Origin of the sequence: Actinomadura graeca (assembly GCF_019175365.1) — a bacterium.
GTDB lineage: Bacteria > Actinomycetota > Actinomycetes > Streptosporangiales > Streptosporangiaceae > Spirillospora > Spirillospora graeca.
The window spans coordinates 1584616-1604723 of the sequence record NZ_CP059572.1; the positions used below are offsets into that span (position 1 = coordinate 1584616).

Below are 20108 nucleotides of genomic sequence, written 5' to 3' on the forward strand. Positions count from 1 at the left end.
CGTCGATTCTCCCCCGGCCCGGTCCCCGGCGACACGACGGCGCCCCGGCGGTGATCGCCGGGGCGCCGTTGGCGAGGCCGGGTCAGGCCGCCGTCTCCTTGGCGGCCTGCTTGGCCTTCGCGTCGTCGAGGGCCGCCAGCTCGAAGTCGGCGCGCGGCTGCTCGACGGTGGCGAGCGAGACGGTCTCGCGCTTCAGGAACAGAGCGAGCGTCCAGTCGGCCAGGACGCGCAGCTTGCGGTTGAAGGTCGGGACCATCGCGCCGTGGTAGCTGCGGTGGAAGAACCACGCGGGCCAGCCCTTGAGCTTGAAGCCCATGGGGTTCGCCACGCCCTTGTGCAGTCCGAGCCCGGCGACCGTGCCGAGGTTGCCGTGGACGTAGGGCTTGAGGGTCTTGCCGCGCAGCGACCGGACGATGTTGTCGCCGAGCACCTTGGCCTGCCGCACCGCGTGCTGGGCGTTCGGCGGGCAGAACATGCCGTCCTGGGTGAGGTCGGGGATCGCGGCGTTGTCACCGGCGGTGAACGCCCGCACCAGGCCCTCGATCGTGAGGTACTCGGTGCCCTTGACCCGTCCCCGCTCGTCGACCGGGAGGTCACCGTGCCGGACGACCGGCGACGGCTTGACGCCCGCGTTCCACACGAGCGTCCCGGCGGGGAACGCGCTGCCGTCCGACAGCTCGATCTGCCCGTCCACCGCCGACACCAGGAGCGTCTTCATCTTCACGTCGATGCCACGGCCGCGCAGCTGCTCGGCGGTCCACTTGCCCATGTCCGGGCCGACCTCGGGCAGGATCCGGTCGCTGGCCTCGACCAGCATGAACCGCAGGTCCTGCGGGGTGACCTTGCGCATGTACCTGGTCGCGTCGCGCGTCATGTCCTCCAGCTCGGCGACCGCCTCCACACCGGCGAACCCGCCGCCGACGAACACGAAGGTCAGGGCCTTGCGGCGCAGCTCGACATCGTTGGTCGACTCGGCGATCTCCAGCTGCTCCAGCACGTGGTTGCGCAGGTGGATGGCCTCGCCGACGGTCTTGAGGCTGATGCCGTTCTCGGCCAGCCCGGGGATCGGCAGCAGCCGCGGCACCGCGCCGGCGGCCATGACCAGGTAGTCGTAGGAGATCCGCTCCAGCGGCCCGGCCAGCGGCTGGACGATCGCCCAGCCCTCGCCGTGGTTCAGCTCGGTCACCCGCGCCTTGCGGACGGTGCACTTGGGCAGCACCCGGCGCAGCGGGACGACGACGTGGCGCGGGGAGATGTTCCCGGCGGCGGCCTCGGGGAGGAACGGCTGGTACGTCATGTACGAGTTCGGGTCCACGACGGTGACCTTGACCTCGCCCCGGCGCAGCTCGCCGCGGAGCTTCTTCTGCAGGCGCAGGGCGGTGTACATGCCCACATAGCCGCCACCCACGATGAGGATGTGGGGAGCGCCAGGGGTCTCCTCGGCGGTCCTGGCCATTGCGGCCTCCAATGTTCACGGTCGGCTTGTGAAGACATTCACAAGCTACCCGATGGACCGTGCCGGACGCCAACCGATTTCCGGCGAAGAACGATCAAAGTTGCCAGGCGGGCAAACCGATCGCCCCCGTTTCGCGTGAACTTCGCCACTCCTTACCATTTTTCTGGACATTCTAGGGCGAAACACTCATGACCAACCTCACAGCACCGATCCCGGAAGGCCCGGGGCGGCCGGGGCGGGAAAGGCCCGTTCCACCCCCGCCGAGCCTCTAAGGTTGGGCCGGACGAGGAAGGGGGCGCCGCCTGCGGGGCGCGCGCCGCCGGATGCGAGAGAATCCGGCGGAGCGCGGCGTACGATCTCGCGCGGGAGCGTATCGACGATGATGAGCAGAGACCGGCGTCCGATCCTGGCCGCGGCGTGCACGCTCGTGCTCGCCACCGCCCTGGGCGGCTGCGGGCTGATCGGCCGGCCCCAGAACAAGAGCGCCGAGCTGTCGGAATGGTTCACGGTCACCAGCCCGGTATGGCGCGATGGCCGCGACTTGCCCACGCGCTACGGCTGCACGACGTACGCTGGCGGGCAGGGTAAGACCCCGCCGCTGCGGTGGTCGGGGGCGCCGACGCCGCCGGCGACCCGGTCGTTCGCGATCGTCATGGACGACCCGGACGCCGACAACGGCGCCCACGTCCACTGGGTGATCGCGGGCATCGACGGGACCATCAACGAGCTCGTCGAGGGCGCCAGCATCAACGGCGCCGTCGAGGGGCTGACCACAGGCGACAAGGCGGGGTACACACCGCCGTGCCCGCCCAAGGGAGAACGGCATCGGTACAGGTTCACCATCTACGCGCTGGACGATCCGGCGCCGTTCAAGAACGGCGCCAAGCTCAAGGACTCGCTCGGCGCCATCGCGAAGCACACGGTGGGACGAGGGCGGATCACCGGGAACTTCGGCGGCAAGCAGGCGCGTTGACCGTGGAGCCTGAGGCACGAGGTCAGGGCGGACCCCTCGGGGGGCGGGAGCTGGCAGGCGCGCACGCGCCGGTGGGAACACACCGGCCGGGACGCGTCAGGTGAGGGCAAATGTGCGCGAAGGGTGTGACAACGGTCATAGCGGTCGGACAGAATCGGGCTAGGCCCGAGGAGATCCGGCCGCCGGCGGCGAACGGGACGGACCCGCGGTCCGCGCTTGCGACTCTCGCAGGGCCAAGGCATTGGGTGGTGGCATGACTTCTTACATCGTGGTCTTCGGCCTCATTGTGGTCGTGGTCCTCGTGGTCGTCCTCGTGGCCCTGGGTCTGCGGGCCAGCAGGGCCGGACGCGACGACGACGACTGGATGGCCGACGAGCAGCCGCAACCGCGCGGCCGCCGGGCCGCCCCGCAGCAGCCGGGCGCGGCCGGGCCCGAAGACGGCTACGAGACCGGGTACGACGGCGGCTACGACAGCGGGTACGACACCGGCTACGACGACGCCTCCTACGGTCCCGGCGCCGCCGACCCCGCCTTCGACCGCCGCGTCGCAGGCGGCCCGCTCGCGGCCCCCACCTCCCCGTCGGCACCGCCGCCGCCCGCGCCCGGCGGCCAGGCGTCCGACGAGATGGAGGACGACGACTACTGGGCGACGATCACCTTCGACAAGCCCAAGTTCCCCTGGCAGCACGACCAGGACGGGGAGCGCCCGGAGGCCGACCCCGCCGCGGACCCGCTGCACGCGCAGGCGCCGCCCCAGCCGCAGGGCCAGCCGCAGGGGCACGAGCAGCAGCCCGTCCAGCAGCCGGTGGAGCAGCCCGGCCTGACCCAGCCGGTCTCGCTGGGCGCGGACGGATCGATCCTCAACGGGCTCGGCACCCAGGGCGTCCCCGGCGGCACCACCGGGACAGGCCCGCAGCAAATGCCGCAGTCCCCCGGGGAGTTCCAGCAGAGCGGCTTCCCGCAGAACCCGGGTCCCTTCGGCGGCGACCCCGGTTCCACCGCCAGCGACCCCATCCCGGCCGAGTTCGGCATACCGGGAGGCACGGGCCCGCAGGCGCCCTACGGCGTCCCCGGCGCGCCGGACCAGCCCGTGTACAGCAGCCAGGAGCCTCAGCACGCCTCCTATGGGTCGGCGGAACAGTCGCCCTACGGGTCGGCGGAACAGTCGCCGTACGGCACGTCCGAACCCGCCTACGGAGGGCAGGAGCAGCAGGGCTACGGCGAGCAGTCGCCGTTCGGCGTCCCCGACCAGCCCCAGTACGGCTCCTCTGAGCCGTCCTACGGCGACTACGGCTCCGACCCGCTGAGCACTCGTCCCCCTGCCGCGGCCGGGCCTCCGCCCTCGGTGGGACGTCCCGACACCTTCCCGCCGTCCCAGAGTGACCCTCGCGTGTCGGATCCGCTCGGACTGCCCCTGGGGCGCACCGACGACCCGATGCGCGGCTTCGGCGAGACGACCGGCGGGCTGCCCGGCCCGTCCGACCCCACCATGCCGTCCGTGTCCCCCTCCGCCCCGGCCGCCCCCGCGGCCCACGGCGGCGCGTCCGGGTCCGACACCGACAACCACAAGCTCCCGACCGTGGACGAGCTGCTCCAGCGCATCCAGACCGACCGGCAGCGGTCGTCGGGCGGCACACAGGGCGACGGCGGCTACGGCTCCCTCAACGACCCGCTGAGCGACCCGCTCGGCACCGGCTCGTTCGGCACCACCGGCGGCACCGGCTCCACCGGCGGCACCTCCACCGGCCCCTGGTCGGCGGGCGGCGCCGCGCCGGGAGGGACGTCCGGCTACGACTCCGGTCTCGGCTCGGGTCCCGGATACGGCCAGGCCCCGCAGTCGGAGGGCTACCCCACCGCCCCCGCCTATGGCGAGTCACCCCGCTACGACGACCCGCTCAGCAGCGGCTCGTCCTACGCGGGAGGGTTCGGCGGCAACGACTCCGGCTCCGCCGGGGGCAGCGGGTACGGCGACTTCAGCGGGAGCAGCTACAACAGCGGTTCCGACCCGCTCGCCGCGCCGCAGCCGCCGCAGGACCCGAACGCGGGCGCGCAGGGCGGCTACGGCGACCCCGGCTCCACCCAGGCGTACAACCCGGGTTACCTCGGCTCCCAGCAGGAGGGCTACCCGCAGGGCAACGCGCCCGGCGGCGACACCGGCCCGTACGGGTCCCGGCAGCAGCCCGACGACTGGCAGAGCCACCGCGACTACCGGCGCTGACCGGCCCGCCTTCCCGCTCCCTGGGAGGCCGCCGTAACGCCCGCACGCTGGAACGCAACACGCGAGGGCCGCCGTGTCCCCGGTGACCCTTTGTGTGTCGTCGGAGACATGGTTCTATACTCTAGGTGACTCCCACGAAACCCAGCGTATCCGTCCTGCGTCGGGACCTGCTCGCCTCGTTCGTCGTCTTCCTCGTCGCGATCCCCCTGTCCCTGGGCATCGCCGTCGCCTCCGAAGCGCCGCTCGCCGCCGGGCTCATCGCCGCGATCGCCGGCGGCATCGTCGCCGGGCTGGCCGGCGGATCCCCGCTGCAGGTCAGCGGGCCCGCCGCCGGGCTGACGGTGATCGTCGCCGAGCTCGTCCAGACCTACGGCTGGCGCGCCACCTGCACGATCACCCTGCTCGGCGGGCTGCTCCAGCTCGCCCTCGGCGCCGGCCGGGTCGCCCGGACCGCCCTCGCCGTCTCCCCCGCCGTCGTCCACGGGATGCTCGCCGGGGTCGGCGCCGTCATCGTCCTCGCCCAGGTGCACGTGGTGCTCGGCGGCAGCCCGCAGCGGTCCGCGGTCGCCAACCTCCGCGAGCTGCCCGGCCAGCTCCTGCACCCGCAGTCCCATCCGGCGCTGCTCGGCGGCCTGACCATCCTCGTCCTGCTCGGCTGGTCCCGGCTGCCCCGCGGCGAGGGGCGGCTGGGGCCGGCGCTGCGCCTGGTCCCCGGTCCGCTCCCCGCCATCGCCCTCGCCACCCTGACCGCCTGGTCGCTCGACTGGAACGCGAGCCGCGTCGACCTTCCCCGCTCGCTGCTGGACGGATGGCACGCCCCCGTCCTGCCGCACGGGTCACTGCACGGGATCGTCGGCGCGGTCATGGCCGTCGGGCTCGTCGCGGCCGTCGAGTCGCTGCTGTGCAGCGTCGCCGTCGACCGCATGCGGCCCGCCGGGGTGCCGCACGCCGACCTCGACCGCGAGCTGCTCGGCCAGGGCGCCGCGAACGCCGTGTCGGGCCTGCTCGGCGGCCTGCCCGTCGCGGGTGTGATCGTCCGGAGCACCGCCAACGTGGAGGCCGGTGCCCGGACCCGCGCGTCCACCGTCCTGCACGGCGTCTGGGTGCTGGTGCTGGCCCTGTCGTGCGGGCCGGTCGTCGAGCAGGTGCCGCTCTCCGCGCTCGCGGCGCTGCTGGTGGTGCTGGGCGTGCGTCTGATGGACACCGCCCGCGTCCGCGACCTGCGCCACCACCGGGAGGCGCCCGCCTACTTCGCCACCCTCGTCGGCGTCGTGCTGCTCGGGCTCGGCGAGGGCGTCCTGCTCGGCATCGGGGTCATGGCGATGATGGCGCTGCGGCGACTTACCAGGCTGTCGGTGCGCGCCGAGGAGCTCGTCCCCGTCCCGGGCGACGCGCCCGCCCCGCCCCGCTGCCATGTGGTCGTGGAGGGGACACTCACCTTCCTCGGCGTCCCGAAAGTGACCCGCCTGCTTCAGGACGTCCCGCCGGGCGCCTCGGTCGACCTGGACCTGAACGTCGACTTCATGGACCACGCCGCGTTCGAGGCCATCCACGAATGGCGTGTCGCCCACGAACGCCAGGGCGGGAGGGTCGACATCGACGAGGTTCACGAGACTTGGTATGAAAGAGCGGTGACTGGTGAAATGTCGTCGCCGCGCAAGCCGCCTCCGCAGACACGCTGGTGGGCGCCCTGGGGGAACCGGCGCCGGCGCTCCGAGGCCGAGCTCGACGGGCCCGAGGTGTCCCCCAGCGCGCTCCTGCTCGCGGGCGTCCGCGAGTACCACGGCCGCACCGCCCGGCTCGTCCGGCCGATCATGGCCGAGCTGGCGATGGAGCAGAAGCCCGAGCATCTGTTCATCACCTGCGTCGACTCACGCGTGGTGCCCAACATCATCACCGCGAGCGGCCCCGGAGACCTGTTCATCAACCGCAACGTCGGCAACCTCGTCCCCCGGCACGGGTCGCGCACCGCCGACGACTCCGTCGCCGCCACCGTCGAGTACGCCACCAACGTCCTCGACATCCGGACGATCACGGTCTGCGGCCACTCCAACTGCGGCGCCATGGCGGCGCTGCTCGCGGGCGGCACCGAGGTCGAGCACCTGCACGGGCTGTCGCGCTGGCTCAAGCACGGCAACCACAGCCTCGCCCGCTACCTCGCCGCCGAACCGTCCGCCGAACCGTCCGCGGAACCGCCGCTGACCCGCCTCTGCAAGATCAACGTGATGCAGCAGCTCGACAACCTGCTCACCTACCCGTGGCTCCGCGAGCGGGTCGAGGCGGGCGAGATCGAGCTGGTCGGCCTCTACCTCGACCTGCAGTCCGCCAACGTGCAGATCCTGGACCGTGCCGCCGGGACCTTCGTCCCCGTCCCCGAAGAGGCCCCGGACGGCGGCGGGGCGCGCACGTCCCTCGACGCGCACGGCCCCGCCACCGGCGGCGCCCCCTGACCGGCGCCCCCGCGCCGGCGACACTGGGCGCGGACCGTCCCCCGCCGGACGGCCCGCGCCTCAGCGACCCACGAGCTCGTCGCCGCTGACCTCGTCGTCCCCTTCGAAGAAACCGCTGCCACGCGTGTACATGCCCGTCACCCGGCGCGCCCTCCGCGCGCGCCGGTCGGACGCCGGGTGGAACAGCGCGTCGCGCCGGCTGGCCCGCGCGAAGTCCACCAGGTAGGCCAGTGCCGCCAGCAAGCCGACGAGCGCTATCGCCACCATGCTCACGATGAACACCGGCGCTCCTCTCCGCGGGGCAGGTCCACATGCCCCGCCGCCACAGCCGACCAAGAGATCGGCGTTACCTTGGACGTTAAGCGCGCCGTTTCCATTCCTTTGTGTCATGTGACCCGAACCGGTCGAGATCAATACCACGTGTCCCCGGTGCCCGTTCTTCTCGTCCGTCCCGTCCCGGTCACCCCAGCGACGACCAGGGAAAGCGTCCCCCTGGAGATATCCGGGTGCGTCCCCGGCGGAGATCACCTAGCTTGATCACGATGCGATCCCGGCCTGATGACATCGACGAGGGCGACGTGCGGCGCGCGCTGGGCGCCTGGGGCGTCCAGGCCGACCTCGCCTACGCCCCGGTCGGCTTCGGCGATCACCACTGACCGCGACAGCCGAAGACGGACAGAAGTGGTTCGTCACCGTCGCCGACCTGACCCTCAAAGGCGCACCGGACCTCCCCACCGCGCTGCGCGGCCTCCGCAGTGCCATGGACACCGCCGCGGCCCTGCGTGACGAGCAGCGTCTGGACTTCGTCGTGGCACCGCTGCGGACTTCCGACGGGGAGACCGTCCGCCCCCTTGGACCCCGCCACGCCGTCAGCGTCTTCCCGTTCGTGGACGGGACGCCGGGAGACTTCGACCAGGGGTGGACCCCCGGCGAGCGCGGCGCCGTCCTGGACCTGCTCGCCGAGCTGCACCGCCGGCCTCCCCCGCCCGCGGCACCGGTGCTCGACGTCGCCCTGCCCCTGCGCGGACTGCTGGACAAGGCCCTCGCCGGAACCGTCACCTGGGCGGACGGGCCGTTCGCCGAACCCGCACGCGATCTGCTCGCAGACCACGCCGCAGCTCTCCGAGCACGCGTGGAGGAGTTCGACGGGCTCGCGAACGACCTGGGGACGAGGGGTGTCATGCCCGTCCTCACCCACGGCGAGCCGCACCCGGGGAACCTCCTGGACCTGCACGGCCGGTTCCTGCTGATCGACTGGGACACCACAGGCGTGGCCCCACCGGAACGTGACCTGTGGTCGGTCGAGCAGGGCCCGCAGGACCTGGAACGCTACGCCGCAGCCGCCGGCCGAACGCCCGACCCCGGCACCCTCACGCTCTACCGGCTCCGCTGGGACCTCGAAGAGATCTCGCTCTACGTCGACTGGTTCCGCGCCCCCCACGAACGCTCCCCCGACACCGACACCGCATGGGACGGCCTAGTCGAAGCGGTAGAGAACCTCACAGCCGCCCCCTAAAGAACCACCGAAGGCCACCCCATAGCGGACGGGGCGCTGACCCATCCGCTGACGGCCGGTCGGCGAGAAGCGGCAGCTTCTCCTCGGCCCTAGCGCACGCGCAGGACTTCGCCCAGCCCCTTGAACGAGACCGGCGCCCCACCCCCGGGAGGGCTTAGTTGAAGCGGTGGAGAACCTCACAGGCGCCCCCTAACGAACCACCGAAGGCCACCCATAGCGGACCGGGCGCCGGTGCATCGCGCACTTAGCGAAGTGCCAACCCGGTACCGCCGTCCTCGCCGGTGAGGGAAAGATGAACGGTCCGGGCGAGGTCGGCGACCGTCGAAGGCGGGTCGGCGTTCACGATTCGCCTTGTAAGACGGCGAAGAAGATTCGTCGTCCGGGCCGAGCCGACTTCGCCCAGGATGCCCGCCACTTCGGTCAGGACAGACTCGGCCTCCCGCCAGTCGCCGACATGGGCAAGGGCGTTGAGCAGATGTACCTGGTCGTTGTAGTGGGCCCGGCGAAAGCCCACCCGGAGGTCCGCCGACTCGCGCAGCAGCGGGACCGCTGCGGGCCAGTCGCCGAGGTCGGCATGGGCCATGCCGGTGTGCCACAGAACCTCGCTGTCCGTGATCCACCACGTCCAGGACGAGTCCCGCCCGGTGACGCCGTCCAGGAGCGCCGCCCGCGCCCGTCCGAGCGTGTCGAGTGCCTCGCCGCCCCGGCCGAGCTGGGCGAGCGCGCGGCCCTTCCTGATATTGAGCAGCGCTGTCACCCGGGGCGACAGGTCGCCGTCGAACAGGCTTGTTGTGATGCGGAGGGCCTCGCCGGGGCGGTGCAGGTGCACGGCCTGCATCGCGAGGTGCGTGAGCTCGAACAGTTCCATGTCGCGGTCGCCCGCCTGCCGGGACAGCAGCAGCGCCTCCTGGATGGCATGACGTGAGACATCCTGTTCGTCGGCGTCGTAGGCCAGCCACGCGGCGACCTCGCCCGCCTCCCCCGCCGCAGCCATGAAGTCCCGTTCGATGGCCGCCGTGTACGCGCCGGTGGCGAGCTTGTGGTGCGCGCGATGGAACACCCGTAGTGCGAGGTTCAGGATGTCGTCGGCGCCGTGGACCGCGTCGAGACGAACCAGGGCCTGGCTGCTCTCGCGGATGGACTCGACGAATCCCGAGTCGGCCGGACGGCCGTTGAGCGGCGTGTGGTCGGCCAGCAGTGGCACGACTTCAGCGGCCGGTTCCCTGGCGGCGCCGAACAGTTCGTCCTCAGAAAGGCCGGTGACACGGGCGTACAGGACGCGGTAGCGGGGGTTGGGCAGCCACTTGCCCGACTCCCACTGCTTGATCATGGTCACGAGGCTCGGCACGTGCGGCATGTTGACGCGGTCACGGGGATCGGCGGCGGCGCGTAAGAGCCGCGCCAGCTCGGCGCGCGACCAGTACGGCGGCGCCTCCCGCACCTCACGCAGACGCGCGCCGACGGCCTTCTTGTCGGGGGACATGCGATGCACCTTCCGGCCGCTATGAGCGAGAGGCCCTGACCTTTCCCGGCCCTCCTCCAGTCTCCACCTCCCGCCGCGGCGCCCGCCACAGGTTCACTGAGAGTGACCGAAAAAGCAACTTAGATCGCATTGGGAGACGGGATGAGCGGCACCTTCGACGGCACTGAGCACCGGCACGCCTACCCGCGGCTCTACGAACTGATGAACGCCTTGCAGGGGCGCCGCTTCAGCGTGAACCTGCGGGCCAGCCCACTCGCGATCACCGTCACCCGGCCGGGCGATCCCACAGGCGCGACGCAGACGGTCACGTGCAAGCCGCGCGTCACCGACCACGACAGGATGTGGTTCTACGACGACGCCACCGGCGAGCCGATCGCCGAGGCCGCCCACATCATCGACGCCGCGGTCATCATCGCCGGGCACCTGGCTCCCGCGCCGTGAGCGACGAGGAGATCCGTGTGGGCGGCTACGTCCTCAAGGGCGGCACCGGGGTCTACATGCTGCTGGACCCCGAGACCGAAGACCCGCGCGCGACGATCATCTCCCAGGGCAACGGGACATGGCGGGCCCGCACTCTTGACGGCGAGGCCAAGACCTACCAGCCGCCGGACGAGATCGAGCGCCCCGCGCTGTGGGTCGCTGAGCAGTTCGTTCCCGCCGCCGAGGAGGGTACGGATGGCCGATGAACTGGACGTCGAGCCGTTCGGGCCGCTGGACGCGCTGTACGCCGCCGTCCGCCGCCGCGCCCCGCAGGTCTCCGCGATCTGCGCCCGGCCGACCGGGACGTTCTACCGGTCGACACCGGAGCGGCGCGCGGTCACCGAGGACGCCTTACGCCTGCGCGTCTCCTACCGGGAGGAGACGGAGCGGATGATCACCTGGGACGAGCACGGCGGTGTCTACCGGTGGACCACCGGCCCGGACTCGGGCGCCGCCATTCCTGCCGACACCGAACAGGCCGCCGCCCGGATCGCCGAGGCGCTCGGGGCCTCGGCCGACCCGCAGGGCGAGTAGAGCGGGGGCGGCGGCATGCCCTGGTGACCGCTGGCGCCGCCGCCCCACCCAGCGACACGAACTCGGAGCAGGCGTGACCGCTCCGGCGCAGGTGGGGAGGGGGTGGGCGGACGAGTCGGCCTGTAAGCCGGGTTCTGTGCCCGCCGCCTGGGGCGGCGGGTGACGGCCATCCATCTCGGGCCGCCGTTGCCGGCGGCCTCCAGCGGTCTACCCGCAGGCTCGGGCGGGCCGCCCTCAGGCACCTGCGCGGAGCCTCTGCCGAGGCCCCTTCTTGACCTTGCTCCAGGTGGGGTTTACCTAGCCGCCCACGTCACCGTGGGCGCTGGTGAGCTCTTACCTCACCGTTTCACCCTTACCACCGGCGGACCGGTGGCGGTCTGCTTTCTGTGGCACTGTCCCGCGGGTCGCCCCGGGTCGGCGTTACCGACCACCCTGCCCTGTGGAGCCCGGACTTTCCTCGACGGGGATCGCTCCCCGACGCGGCCGCCCGGCCGGCTCGTCCGCCGTGTGTCCAGCGTAGCGGGTCGCCGGAGCGGCGGGACGGCCCGGCCGTGGTTGGACGATCTTCCCCGGGGTAGCGCCGGGAGAATGTACTTCGAGGGTTTCGCGCTGGAGCGCATCGACACGGGCGAGGCGGAGCTGCGGGTGCGGCACGGGGGGTCGGGGCCGCCGGTGCTGCTGCTGCACGGCCATCCCCGCACGCACGCGACCTGGCACAAGGTCGCGCCGCTGCTCGCCGGCGGGTACAGCGTGGTGTGCCCGGACCTGCGCGGATACGGCGGGTCGTCCAAGCCGCCGACCGACGCCGAGCACGGGCCGTACTCCAAGCGCGCCATGGCGGGCGACTTCGTCGCGCTGATGCGGGCCCTCGGCCACGCGTCGTTCGCGGTGGCGGGCCATGACCGGGGCGCGCTGGCGGCCTTCCGGACGGCGATGGACCACCCGGACGCGGTGACCGCGCTGGTGGTGATGGACGGTCTTCCGGTGGTGGAGCACCTGGAGCGCTGCGACGCCCGATTCGCCGCCGCGTGGTGGCACTGGTGGTTCTTCGCCCAGACCGAGAAGCCCGCGGAGCGGGTGATCAACGCGGATCCGGACGCGTGGTACTCCACCAGCGGCGCGCACATGGCGCCCGAGGCGTGGGCCGACTTCCAGGAGGCGATCCACGACCCGGCGACCGTCCACGGGATGCTGGAGGACTACCGCGCGGGCCTCGGCATCGACCGGCGGCACGACGAGGCCGACCGTGCCGCGGGACGCCGCGTCCGGTGCCCGACGCTGGTCATGTGGTCCCTCAAGGACGACCTGGAGGAGCTGTACGGCGATCCGCTCGCCATCTGGCGGAGCTGGGCCGCGGACGTCCGCGGCCATCCCGTCGACTCCGGTCATCACATGGCCGAGGAGGCGCCGGCGGAGGTGGCCGCCGCGATCGGCGCGTTCCTCGGCGGGCGCGCCTAGCGTTCCAGGTGGTGCACGTCGTTGAAGTGGCGGAGCGTGGCGGGGCCGTCGGCGTACCAGTCGACGGACGTCAGCGACGCCACGTCCAGGTGCATCCGGTACAGGGACGCCATCGGGGCGCCCAGGGCGTCCTTGACCAGGAGCTTGATGGGCGTGACGTGGGAGACGACCAGGACCGTCCGGTGGCGGTGGCGGACCATCAGCTTGTCCAGCGCGGTGCGGACGCGGCGGGAGACGGCGGCGAAGCTCTCGCCTCCGGGGGGCGCGGCGTCCGGGTCGCGCAGCCACGCCCTCAGCTCGGCGGGGTGCCGCTCGCCCGCCTCGGCGAAGGTGAGGCCCTCCCAGGCGCCGAAGTCGGTCTCGCGGAAGCCGTCCTCGACGCGGACGTCCAGCCCGGTGGCCGAGGCGACCTCGGCGGCGGTGTCGCGGCAGCGGGACAGGGGCGAGGTGACGATCGCCTCGATCCCGCGGTCCTTGAGGGCGAGGGCGGCGGCGCGGGCCTGGGCGTGGCCGGTGCCGGTGAGCGGGACGTCGCCCGTCCCCGCGAAGCGCTTCTCGACCGACAGGCGCGTCTCCCCGTGCCGCAGGAGGAGGGTGGTCGTCGGGGTGGACGTGGGCGGCCCCGGCGGCGGTTCGGGGTCCTGCGGCGTCTCCTCGGCCTGGCGGGTCCAGGGCTCGCCGCGGGCGGCGGCGTCCATGGCCTCGTTGGCGAGCCGGTCGGCGTGCGCGTTGCGGTCGCGGGGGATCCACGTGTAGGTGACGGCGCCGAGGCCCTCGGCCAGGTCCCGGGCCCGGAGGGCCAGCGGGATCATGTCGGGGTGCTTGATCTTCCAGCGGCCCGCCATCTGCTCGACGACGAGCTTGGAGTCCATCCGGACCTCGACGCGGGCGGCGGGGTCGACCGCGGCGGCGGCGGACAGCCCGGCGATGAGGCCGCGGTACTCGGCCACGTTGTTGGTCGCGTGCCCGATCGACTCGGCGACCTCGGCGAGGACCTCCCCGGTGACGGCGTCGCGGACGAGGGCGCCGTACCCGGCGGGCCCCGGGTTGCCCCGCGACCCCCCGTCGGCCTCGACGACCAGCCTCCGCCCGGTCACAGCCCCGACTCGGGGGTGCGGACGAGGATGCGGCGGCACTCCTCGCAGCGGACGACCTCGTCCTCGGCCGCGGCGCGGATGCGGTTCAGGTCGACGGTGTTCAGCGCGAGGTGGCAGCCCTGGCACGCTCCGCGGAACAGCTTGGCCGCGCCGACCCCGCCGAACTGGCCGCGCAGCTTCTCGTAGAGGGCGAGGACGTCCTCGGGGATGTCCTTGGCGACGGCGGTGCGGGCGGTGCTGGTCGTCCCGGCCTCCTCGTCGATCTCCTGCTGGGCGGCGTCGCGGGACCGGACGAGCCCGGCCAGCTCCTCCTGCGCGGCGGCCTGGTCGGCGCGCAGGGCGGAGACCTTGCCCTCGGCCTCCTCGATGCGCTCCATGATCTCCAGCACGACCTCCTCCAGATCGGACTGGCGGCGCTGGAGCGACCCGATCTCGGCCTGGAGGCCGCTGAGGTCCTTGGCGGAGGTCACCTGCCCGGAGTCGAGCCGCTTCTGGTCGCGGTCGGCCCGGGTGCGGACCTGGTCGACGTCCTGCTCGGCCTTGCGCTGCTCCCGCTCCAGGTCGCCGACCTCCGTCTCGGCGGCCACGATCGCGTCGCGCAACTCGGTGACACGGCCCTCCAGCCGCTCGATCCCGGCCAGCTCGGGCAGCGTGCGGCGGCGGTGGGCCAGCCGGTCCAGCGAGCTGTCGAGGTCCTGCAGGTCGATCAGGCGAAGCTGGGCTTGCGGTGCGGCTTTCACTGTGCTCCTTCGAAATGCAGGCTCCACGCGTCGGTGACGAGCGTGGACACCCGGGTCTCCAACGTGCCCGCTTCCTTCGATGCCCCGGTCAGCCGCCGCTCCGCGTCGGCCAGCCAGGGCCACTCCGTCGCCCAGTGCGCGGCGTCCACCAGCGCGGGACCGCCCTGCTCGGTGAACTCCGACGCGGGGTGGTGGCGCAGGTCGGCGGTGAGGTAGACGTCGGCGCCCGCCGCGCGCGCCGTGTCGAGCAGCGAGTCCCCCGCGCCGCCGCAGACGGCGACCGTGCGGACGGCGCGGCCGGGGTCGCCCGCCGCCCGGACGCCCCAGGCGGTGGACGGCAGCCCGGCGGCGGCCCCGCGGGTGAACTCGGCCAGCGTGACCGGCTCGGCCAGGTCCCCGACACGGCCGAGGCCGCGGCGGGGGTCGTCCCCGTCCGGGACCATCGGGCGCAGGGCGCCGGTCAGGCCCACCGCCCGGGCCAGCGCGTCCGACACCCCCGGGTCGGCGCGGTCGGCGTTGGTGTGCGCGGTGTACAGCGCCACCCCTTCCCGGATCATCCGGTGCACCATCCGCCCCTTGGGGGTGGTGGCGGCGACCGAGTGCACCCCGCGCAGCAGCAAGGGATGGTGGGTGACCAGCAGGTCGGCGCCCCATTCCAGCGCCTCGTCCAGGACGGCGGCCACCGGGTCGACCGCGAACAGCACCCGGCCGACCTCCTGGCCGGGGTCGCCGCACACCGGTCCGACGGCGTCCCAGGACTCCGCCCACGCGGGCGGATACAGCTCGTCCAGGGCCGCGATGACATGGGATAGGCGCACGTCCCGCAGGCTACCGCGCCGAGCCGCTCCCGCCGAGCCACCGAGCGTCACCGCCCCCCGCCGCGGTCTGAAACGATAGGCACGGGAGAGCCCGACCGAGGGGAGAACGCCATGTCGGCTTCCGGCGCCGAAGCGGGGACGAGGCCCACTGACGCGATACCGAAGCCCGCCGCACCGAGTCCGAGGCCCATCGCGGCAGGTGGGGCACCCAGACGGCTGAGCGCGGCACCCGCCCCGGGCGCGGCGACCCCGGCGTTGCGCGCGGCGCCCAGCGCGGACCGCCCGTACATGCCCGGCTACGGCACCTTGGGCCCGGACGAGGGCGGCGGCCTGCTCCCGTGGTCGTGGGCCGTGGAGCGGCTGCGCGCCGCCCGCAACTTCTGGCTGTGCACGGTGCGCCCGGACGGCCGCCCGCACGCGATGCCGGTGTGGGGGGCGTGGTCCGGGGAGGCGCTGATGTTCAGCAGCAGCGTGCCGTCCCGGAAGATGGTGAACCTGCGGGCCAACCCGAACGTCGTGGTGACCACCGAGGAGGCCGAGGAGCCGGTGGTCATCGAGGGGACCGCCGAGGTCGTCACCGAACCGAGGGCTTTGCAACGATTCATCGACCTGGTCAACGCCAAGTACTGCACCGGCTATCGTGTGGACTTCCTGGACCCCGTGGTGAACGCGACCGTAGCGGTACGGCCGCAGCGGGCGTTCGGGCTGCGCCAGGGAGATTTCACCGGTTCTCCCACCCGGTGGTCGTTCGGAACCTGAACGCCCTCCGGGATCAATCTTGGGACTCATCGCGTTGGAGAGTGTGTGAAGTCACCCTTTCGCCGCCGCAAGCGCGTCAAGGGCCGGGCCATGGGCAACCGGCCCGAGCCGGCCGAGCAGGAGATCGTCGAGTGGCCCCGCGACGGCACGGGGAAGTCGTCCCTGATGAACGCGATCCGCGGCGACGGCGAGACCGGCGCCGGCTTCGGCGGCGGCATGTTCGAGGACCTCGCCTCCGCCTTCGAGGGCTCCAAGAAGGTCAAGCAGGAGGAGCAGCAGCGCGAGAAGATCCTGCGGCAGGACGATCACGAGCAGGCCGGGTCCGGGGCGTCGCGCCGCGACGACCTGGACTCCGGCAAGATCCGCATCCGGCGGAACGGGGCCGGGTCCCCACCGCCGGACGCGGAGTGAATTTGTCCGCTTTGTATCGAACATAGGTTCGAATCGGGGTTATCCTGAGCGAGTGAGCGCCTACGTACCGCCCGGCTGGCCCGCGCAGGTGCACCCACCGGGCACCGACCGCTTCGAGGACACCGCGATGGCGTGGCTGCTCGAGCTCGTCCCGCCCGAGTACCGCCGGTACGGCGTGCTGCGCCGCTACCCGATCATCCTCGCCCGGATGGCCCGGCACCACGTGACCGCCTCCGTGGAGGCCGCCCGCGAGGGCTTCCGCACCGCCCGCGTCGACCTCGGCGACGTCGTCCCGCCGCACGGGATCGAGGCGGTCCTGGAGACGTACCGGCGCGAGGGCGCCCGCCTCGTCGCCCTCCTTGAGGGGATCGAACTGGTCGAGACCGCTCTGCGCGGCATGGCCGAGCCGGACGATCCCGTCCACCGCCGGCCGTTCACCCCGAAGCTCTGAGCGCGCGCCGGGCACCGCTCGCCCCGAGGCCCCGCACGCCGTCCCCGCGCCGCGGCCGCGGCCCGCATTGGAACACCCCGATGGCCGGTCCCGGCCATCACGACTTGGACCAATCGGTGTTCCGGCCGCGCACCGCCTCTCAGGTGGGCCGACCGGCGGGCCGTCGCCGACCGTCACCGGAGTGGGACCGCGCCAACGCGTCCGGACGCCCGCGGGGGTCTTGCGCCGCCGTCCCCCGGCGTGCTCTGATCACTCCCCCGCCCGAACCAGCCGACGCATGGCAGGGGTCGCCGGTGAAGGGCCGAGCCCGACCAATGCTCGCCCTGGACACCCGCGCGACCGAAGCGGACCACCCGGCCACGGCCCGGCCGGGAGCCCGCACTCCCCCGCGCATCGCATGAATGCCGCCGTCCCGGCTGCCGGGCGGCGCCATACGTGAAGGGGGACGCAATGTCGACGCATCCGAGCGCCCAGGTCGAGCCGAGATGGCTTCCGCCCGGCTTCCGTTTCCGGCGCCAGATCGACGGCGGGGCCGCGGCGGGGTTCCCGGGGCCCGCCGACCAGACCCGGCTCGTGCACACCAAGGGCTGGGCCCGCGCCGACTGGTCGAACCCCCTCGTCGTGCACGTCACCACCGAACCCGGCGCGCAGCTCCTCGCCACCGAGAACCGCCCGGGCGTCCCCATCAGCCTGGGCGACGTCCCGGCCGAGGCCGAGTACCACGACGGGATGTGGACCGGCGGGGACCACGGCACGCGACCGCGCTGGACGACCGAGCTCGCGCACTCGGTCACCGTCCGGACGCCGACGCGGGTCTTCGGCGTCCGGGGGCCGCGCGAGATCAGCGTGGAGGACCTCGTCGAGATCGCCAAGTCCCTCCCCCTCACCGAGTGACCCGCACGGCAAGGACGACGCCCCGCCGGTGGCGGCGGACCCGGACGCGCGCGGTGCAGTATGGGGCCCATGGGCTATGTGGATCAGGTGGCACCGAACCTCGCCGGCCTCCTGCGCCGGGACGCCTGGTGGATGGGATGGAACATCCTGCTCGCCTGGATCCCCGTGGGGCTGGCCTGGATGCTCTTCCGGGGACGCGCCGTGTCGCGGTCCCCGCTCTGGTGGGCCGGGCTCGTGCTGTTCGCGCTGTTCCTGCCGAACGCGCCCTACGTGGTCACCGACCTGGTGCATCTGCGGAACGACATCGTGCTGTCCGATGAGGACGGCCCCGTGGTGACGGCGGTGCTGCCGGTCTACGCGGTGCTGGTCGGATCGGGTTTCCTCGCCTACCACCTGGCGCTCGGCGCCGCGCTCCGCCACCTCGGCCGGATCGGGCTGGGCGCGTACCGGGGGCGGGCCGCCGTGGCGGTGCACGCGCTCTGCGCGGTCGGGATCTTCCTCGGGCGCTGGGCCCGCCTCAACAGCTGGGAGCCGGTGGTCGCCCCGCAGGCGACGCTGGAGCGGATCGTCCTGCAGCTGACCTGGAGCCGGGCGCCCATTCTGATCGCCGGCACTTTTCTCGTCATCTGGCTCTGCCATTTCATGACCAGGGCGATAGCCGATGCCGCCCGGGACGCGGTGGTGAAAGGCGCCCGCCGCGTCCAAGGGCTTCTGGCACCCTATGACAAGGGTTTCACTCCCGGATGAAAACCCTTTTTCGGTGTTCTTGTCAATGGCGACCGGGGCGCCGATCAAAGGGAAATGACCGGTCCCGCAGCCGCGGGGCTGCTGCGGGACCGGGGTCGGGATAGGCGGGTGTCTTACCGGATCAGACCTGCTTCACGACGGGCTTGGCCTTGCTGCCGGACGTCTCGAACTTGAGCTGGGTCTTGTTGCTGACCACGGACGTGTCGGCGGAGCCACCGCCCTTGACGATCAGGCTGACGCTGACCGCGGTGCCCTTGGGGGGAGCCACCGTGAAGGTCTTGGTCTGGCCCTTGGCGATGTTCTCGGTGCACCGGGCCTCCAGGATGTCGCCGACGCAGACCGTGGCGGTGTAGTTGCCCTTCTGGGTCACCTTCACGGTGACCTTGGCGGGAGCCGCCGCGGCGGCGGTGGCCGACGAGGCCGTCCCGAGTCCGATCACCGCGGCGGCGCCCGCCAGGGCGGCGGCGGTGGCGAAACGGCGGGCCTGGAACGTGCGTGCGGACATTTCTTCTCCCTGGTCTCTGGGAAAGCCGGAGATCGCGGTCTCTGTGCGTTCTCCGTACGACCAGGGGTACGACGTGCCCAGTCAATGGGGTTCAGTTTTAATTTGCCTAAATTGACGATCGGGAACGCCTATCAATCGGTGCGCCACAGCCGGGGTCACAATTGTGGGCGAATGGACCGTCGCCCCGGGACGGTCACGTCGCCGTCGGGCGCGGCGAGCCGTCCGCGAGCAGGCCGGACAGGTCCAGCTCGTCGCCGCTGAGATCCGCGAGCCAGTCGTCGCGGACGTACTCGAAGCCGAGGGTCTCGGTGTCGAGCAGGCCGACGCTCCCGCGCATCACTCTCTGCTCGGGGTTGTCGCGCACGGGGTCCCATCTGCTGACCTTGGGCTCCACCAGCTGGCCGAGCGCGTAGGAGAGGGTCCTGCCGTAGCGGCGCGGGCCGTTCTCGTGGTGGTAGTGGCCGCCGACGTGCAGGGAGGGCTGGAGCCGCTCGATGAGGACCGACAGCTTCGCCGATCCCTGGACATTCCCGTTCCGGTCGTTCGACATCCCGTACGGCCCCTCGTGGGTGACCAGGACGTCGACGCTTCCTGGCTCGGCGGCCATCAGGGCGCCGTAGGCGCCGGGATCGAAGTCCATGTGGCCGGGCAGCTCGATCATCCCGAGGAACGCCGTGCGCAGGCCGCCCACGTCGGCCACGTGCCCGCACGCGACGTGGTGGTAGGCGCTGAGCGGGTCCACCGGCGTCACGGCGGCGCCGCTCGTCTCGTGCAGCCAGGCGAGCCAGTCGTGGTCCTCGTGGTTGCCGCTGAGGAACAGGACGGGCGGCACCTCGTCCAGCGCGCGCCGCACGCTCTCGGCGACCCGCGGGTCCCCGTCCAGGAGCCGGAAGAAGTCGCCCTGCGCGGGATGCTCCGCGCCGTACCGGCGGCTTGAGTCGTCCCACCGTCCGGGCGACGGGTACGCCCCCAGGTCGCCCACCTGGACGACGGCGTCGAGCTGGATCCGCCTGTGCCGCTGGAGCAGCACCACCGCGCCCAGCGCGTGCACGACGCACCCGTGGACGTCACCGACGAACGCGACCTTCATGCCACATGACGTTACTGCGCCCTGCCGG

The 20108-nt window shown here is 72.5% G+C and carries 21 protein-coding genes and 1 other RNA gene; 13 read left to right on the plus strand and 9 right to left on the minus strand.

Going from position 1 to position 20108, the window contains the following annotated elements:
- Window positions 1-82: 82 nt before the first annotated feature.
- On the minus strand, window positions 83-1387 hold the full coding sequence (locus AGRA3207_RS07355; protein WP_420830907.1) for an NAD(P)/FAD-dependent oxidoreductase: 1305 nt from the start codon (window positions 1385-1387) through the stop codon (window positions 83-85).
- Window positions 1388-1835: 448 nt separating this feature from the next.
- Between AGRA3207_RS07355 and AGRA3207_RS07360 the strand changes: the two genes are divergently transcribed.
- The 3 genes from AGRA3207_RS07360 to AGRA3207_RS07370 all read left to right on the plus strand — a co-directional run bounded on the left by AGRA3207_RS07360 (window position 1836) and on the right by AGRA3207_RS07370 (window position 7097).
- Window positions 1836-2429 carry a YbhB/YbcL family Raf kinase inhibitor-like protein gene (locus AGRA3207_RS07360; RefSeq protein ID WP_231333802.1) on the plus strand — a complete coding sequence of 198 codons (594 nt, stop codon included), beginning with the start codon at window positions 1836-1838 and terminating at the stop codon, window positions 2427-2429.
- Window positions 2430-2682: 253 nt separating this feature from the next.
- Window positions 2683-4647 (plus strand): chromosomal replication initiator protein DnaA, encoded by a 1965-nt coding sequence (locus AGRA3207_RS07365; protein ID WP_231333803.1) that lies wholly within the window; start codon window positions 2683-2685, stop codon window positions 4645-4647.
- Between the two features lie 125 nt (window positions 4648-4772).
- The gene (locus AGRA3207_RS07370; RefSeq protein ID WP_231333804.1) at window positions 4773-7097 is read left to right on the plus strand and encodes a SulP family inorganic anion transporter; all 2325 of its coding nucleotides are present in this window, start codon (window positions 4773-4775) and stop codon (window positions 7095-7097) included.
- 60 nt (window positions 7098-7157) lie between these two features.
- Here AGRA3207_RS07370 and AGRA3207_RS07375 read toward each other — a convergent pair whose 3' ends face one another.
- Window positions 7158-7379: a hypothetical protein gene (locus tag AGRA3207_RS07375; RefSeq protein WP_231333805.1), complete on the minus strand. Its 222-nt coding sequence runs from the start codon at window positions 7377-7379 to the stop codon at window positions 7158-7160.
- Between the two features lie 478 nt (window positions 7380-7857).
- Between AGRA3207_RS07375 and AGRA3207_RS07380 the strand changes: the two genes are divergently transcribed.
- On the plus strand, window positions 7858-8613 hold the full coding sequence (locus AGRA3207_RS07380) for a phosphotransferase (protein ID WP_231333806.1): 756 nt from the start codon (window positions 7858-7860) through the stop codon (window positions 8611-8613).
- 244 nt (window positions 8614-8857) lie between these two features.
- Here AGRA3207_RS07380 and AGRA3207_RS07385 read toward each other — a convergent pair whose 3' ends face one another.
- On the minus strand, window positions 8858-10096 hold the full coding sequence (locus AGRA3207_RS07385) for a helix-turn-helix domain-containing protein (protein ID WP_231333807.1): 1239 nt from the start codon (window positions 10094-10096) through the stop codon (window positions 8858-8860).
- A 141-nt stretch (window positions 10097-10237) separates the two neighbouring features.
- On the opposite strand from AGRA3207_RS07385, the gene AGRA3207_RS07390 reads away from it, so the two are divergent.
- From AGRA3207_RS07390 to AGRA3207_RS07400, 3 genes are read left to right on the plus strand one after another with little or no spacing between them, the layout of a single operon-like run.
- Window positions 10238-10537 (plus strand): hypothetical protein, encoded by a 300-nt coding sequence (locus AGRA3207_RS07390; protein ID WP_231333808.1) that lies wholly within the window; start codon window positions 10238-10240, stop codon window positions 10535-10537.
- Window positions 10534-10782: a hypothetical protein gene (locus AGRA3207_RS07395; protein WP_231333809.1), complete on the plus strand. Its 249-nt coding sequence runs from the start codon at window positions 10534-10536 to the stop codon at window positions 10780-10782. The genes AGRA3207_RS07390 and AGRA3207_RS07395 overlap by 4 nt, the downstream gene beginning before the upstream one ends.
- Complete coding sequence (locus tag AGRA3207_RS07400) at window positions 10772-11110, plus strand: hypothetical protein (protein WP_231333810.1); 339 nt, start codon at window positions 10772-10774, stop codon at window positions 11108-11110. The genes AGRA3207_RS07395 and AGRA3207_RS07400 overlap by 11 nt, the downstream gene beginning before the upstream one ends.
- Window positions 11111-11217: 107 nt before the next feature.
- Here the strand turns inward: AGRA3207_RS07400 and rnpB are convergent.
- Window positions 11218-11609: RNase P RNA component class A (rnpB, locus tag AGRA3207_RS07405), an RNA gene on the minus strand.
- A gap of 89 nt (window positions 11610-11698) precedes the next feature.
- Here rnpB and AGRA3207_RS07410 point away from each other — a divergent pair.
- The gene (locus tag AGRA3207_RS07410; protein WP_231333811.1) at window positions 11699-12568 is read left to right on the plus strand and encodes an alpha/beta hydrolase; all 870 of its coding nucleotides are present in this window, start codon (window positions 11699-11701) and stop codon (window positions 12566-12568) included.
- Here the strand turns inward: AGRA3207_RS07410 and AGRA3207_RS07415 are convergent.
- The 3 genes from AGRA3207_RS07415 to AGRA3207_RS07425 are packed head-to-tail and all read right to left on the minus strand — an operon-like array spanning window position 12565 to window position 15223.
- Entirely contained in the window at window positions 12565-13665 is a 1101-nt protein-coding gene (locus AGRA3207_RS07415; protein ID WP_231333812.1) for a bifunctional RNase H/acid phosphatase, read from the minus strand. The two genes, AGRA3207_RS07410 and AGRA3207_RS07415, sit on opposite strands and share 4 nt — an antisense overlap.
- On the minus strand, window positions 13662-14405 hold the full coding sequence (locus tag AGRA3207_RS07420; RefSeq protein WP_231333813.1) for a zinc ribbon domain-containing protein: 744 nt from the start codon (window positions 14403-14405) through the stop codon (window positions 13662-13664). The genes AGRA3207_RS07415 and AGRA3207_RS07420 overlap by 4 nt, the downstream gene beginning before the upstream one ends.
- Window positions 14402-15223 carry a Nif3-like dinuclear metal center hexameric protein gene (locus tag AGRA3207_RS07425; RefSeq protein WP_231333814.1) on the minus strand — a complete coding sequence of 274 codons (822 nt, stop codon included), beginning with the start codon at window positions 15221-15223 and terminating at the stop codon, window positions 14402-14404. Before AGRA3207_RS07425 ends, AGRA3207_RS07420 begins: the two co-directional genes overlap by 4 nt.
- 288 nt (window positions 15224-15511) lie before the next feature.
- Between AGRA3207_RS07425 and AGRA3207_RS07430 the strand changes: the two genes are divergently transcribed.
- From AGRA3207_RS07430 to AGRA3207_RS07450, 5 genes are all read left to right on the plus strand, one after another.
- Complete coding sequence (locus AGRA3207_RS07430) at window positions 15512-15982, plus strand: pyridoxamine 5'-phosphate oxidase family protein (protein WP_231333815.1); 471 nt, start codon at window positions 15512-15514, stop codon at window positions 15980-15982.
- 45 nt (window positions 15983-16027) lie between these two features.
- Complete coding sequence (locus tag AGRA3207_RS07435) at window positions 16028-16393, plus strand: DUF6191 domain-containing protein (RefSeq protein ID WP_231333816.1); 366 nt, start codon at window positions 16028-16030, stop codon at window positions 16391-16393.
- Between the two features lie 52 nt (window positions 16394-16445).
- Window positions 16446-16844: a hypothetical protein gene (locus AGRA3207_RS07440; RefSeq protein ID WP_231333817.1), complete on the plus strand. Its 399-nt coding sequence runs from the start codon at window positions 16446-16448 to the stop codon at window positions 16842-16844.
- 450 nt (window positions 16845-17294) lie between these two features.
- Entirely contained in the window at window positions 17295-17738 is a 444-nt protein-coding gene (locus AGRA3207_RS07445) for a hypothetical protein (protein WP_231333818.1), read from the plus strand.
- Window positions 17739-17807: 69 nt separating this feature from the next.
- Window positions 17808-18485, plus strand: a complete 678-nt coding sequence (locus tag AGRA3207_RS07450; protein WP_231333819.1) for a DUF1361 domain-containing protein — start codon at window positions 17808-17810, stop codon at window positions 18483-18485.
- Window positions 18486-18606: 121 nt separating this feature from the next.
- On the opposite strand, the gene AGRA3207_RS07455 is transcribed toward AGRA3207_RS07450, so the two are convergent.
- Window positions 18607-18990 (minus strand): hypothetical protein, encoded by a 384-nt coding sequence (locus tag AGRA3207_RS07455; protein ID WP_231333820.1) that lies wholly within the window; start codon window positions 18988-18990, stop codon window positions 18607-18609.
- A gap of 193 nt (window positions 18991-19183) precedes the next feature.
- Window positions 19184-20080 (minus strand): metallophosphoesterase family protein, encoded by an 897-nt coding sequence (locus AGRA3207_RS07460; protein ID WP_231333821.1) that lies wholly within the window; start codon window positions 20078-20080, stop codon window positions 19184-19186.
- Window positions 20081-20108 lie beyond the last annotated feature (28 nt).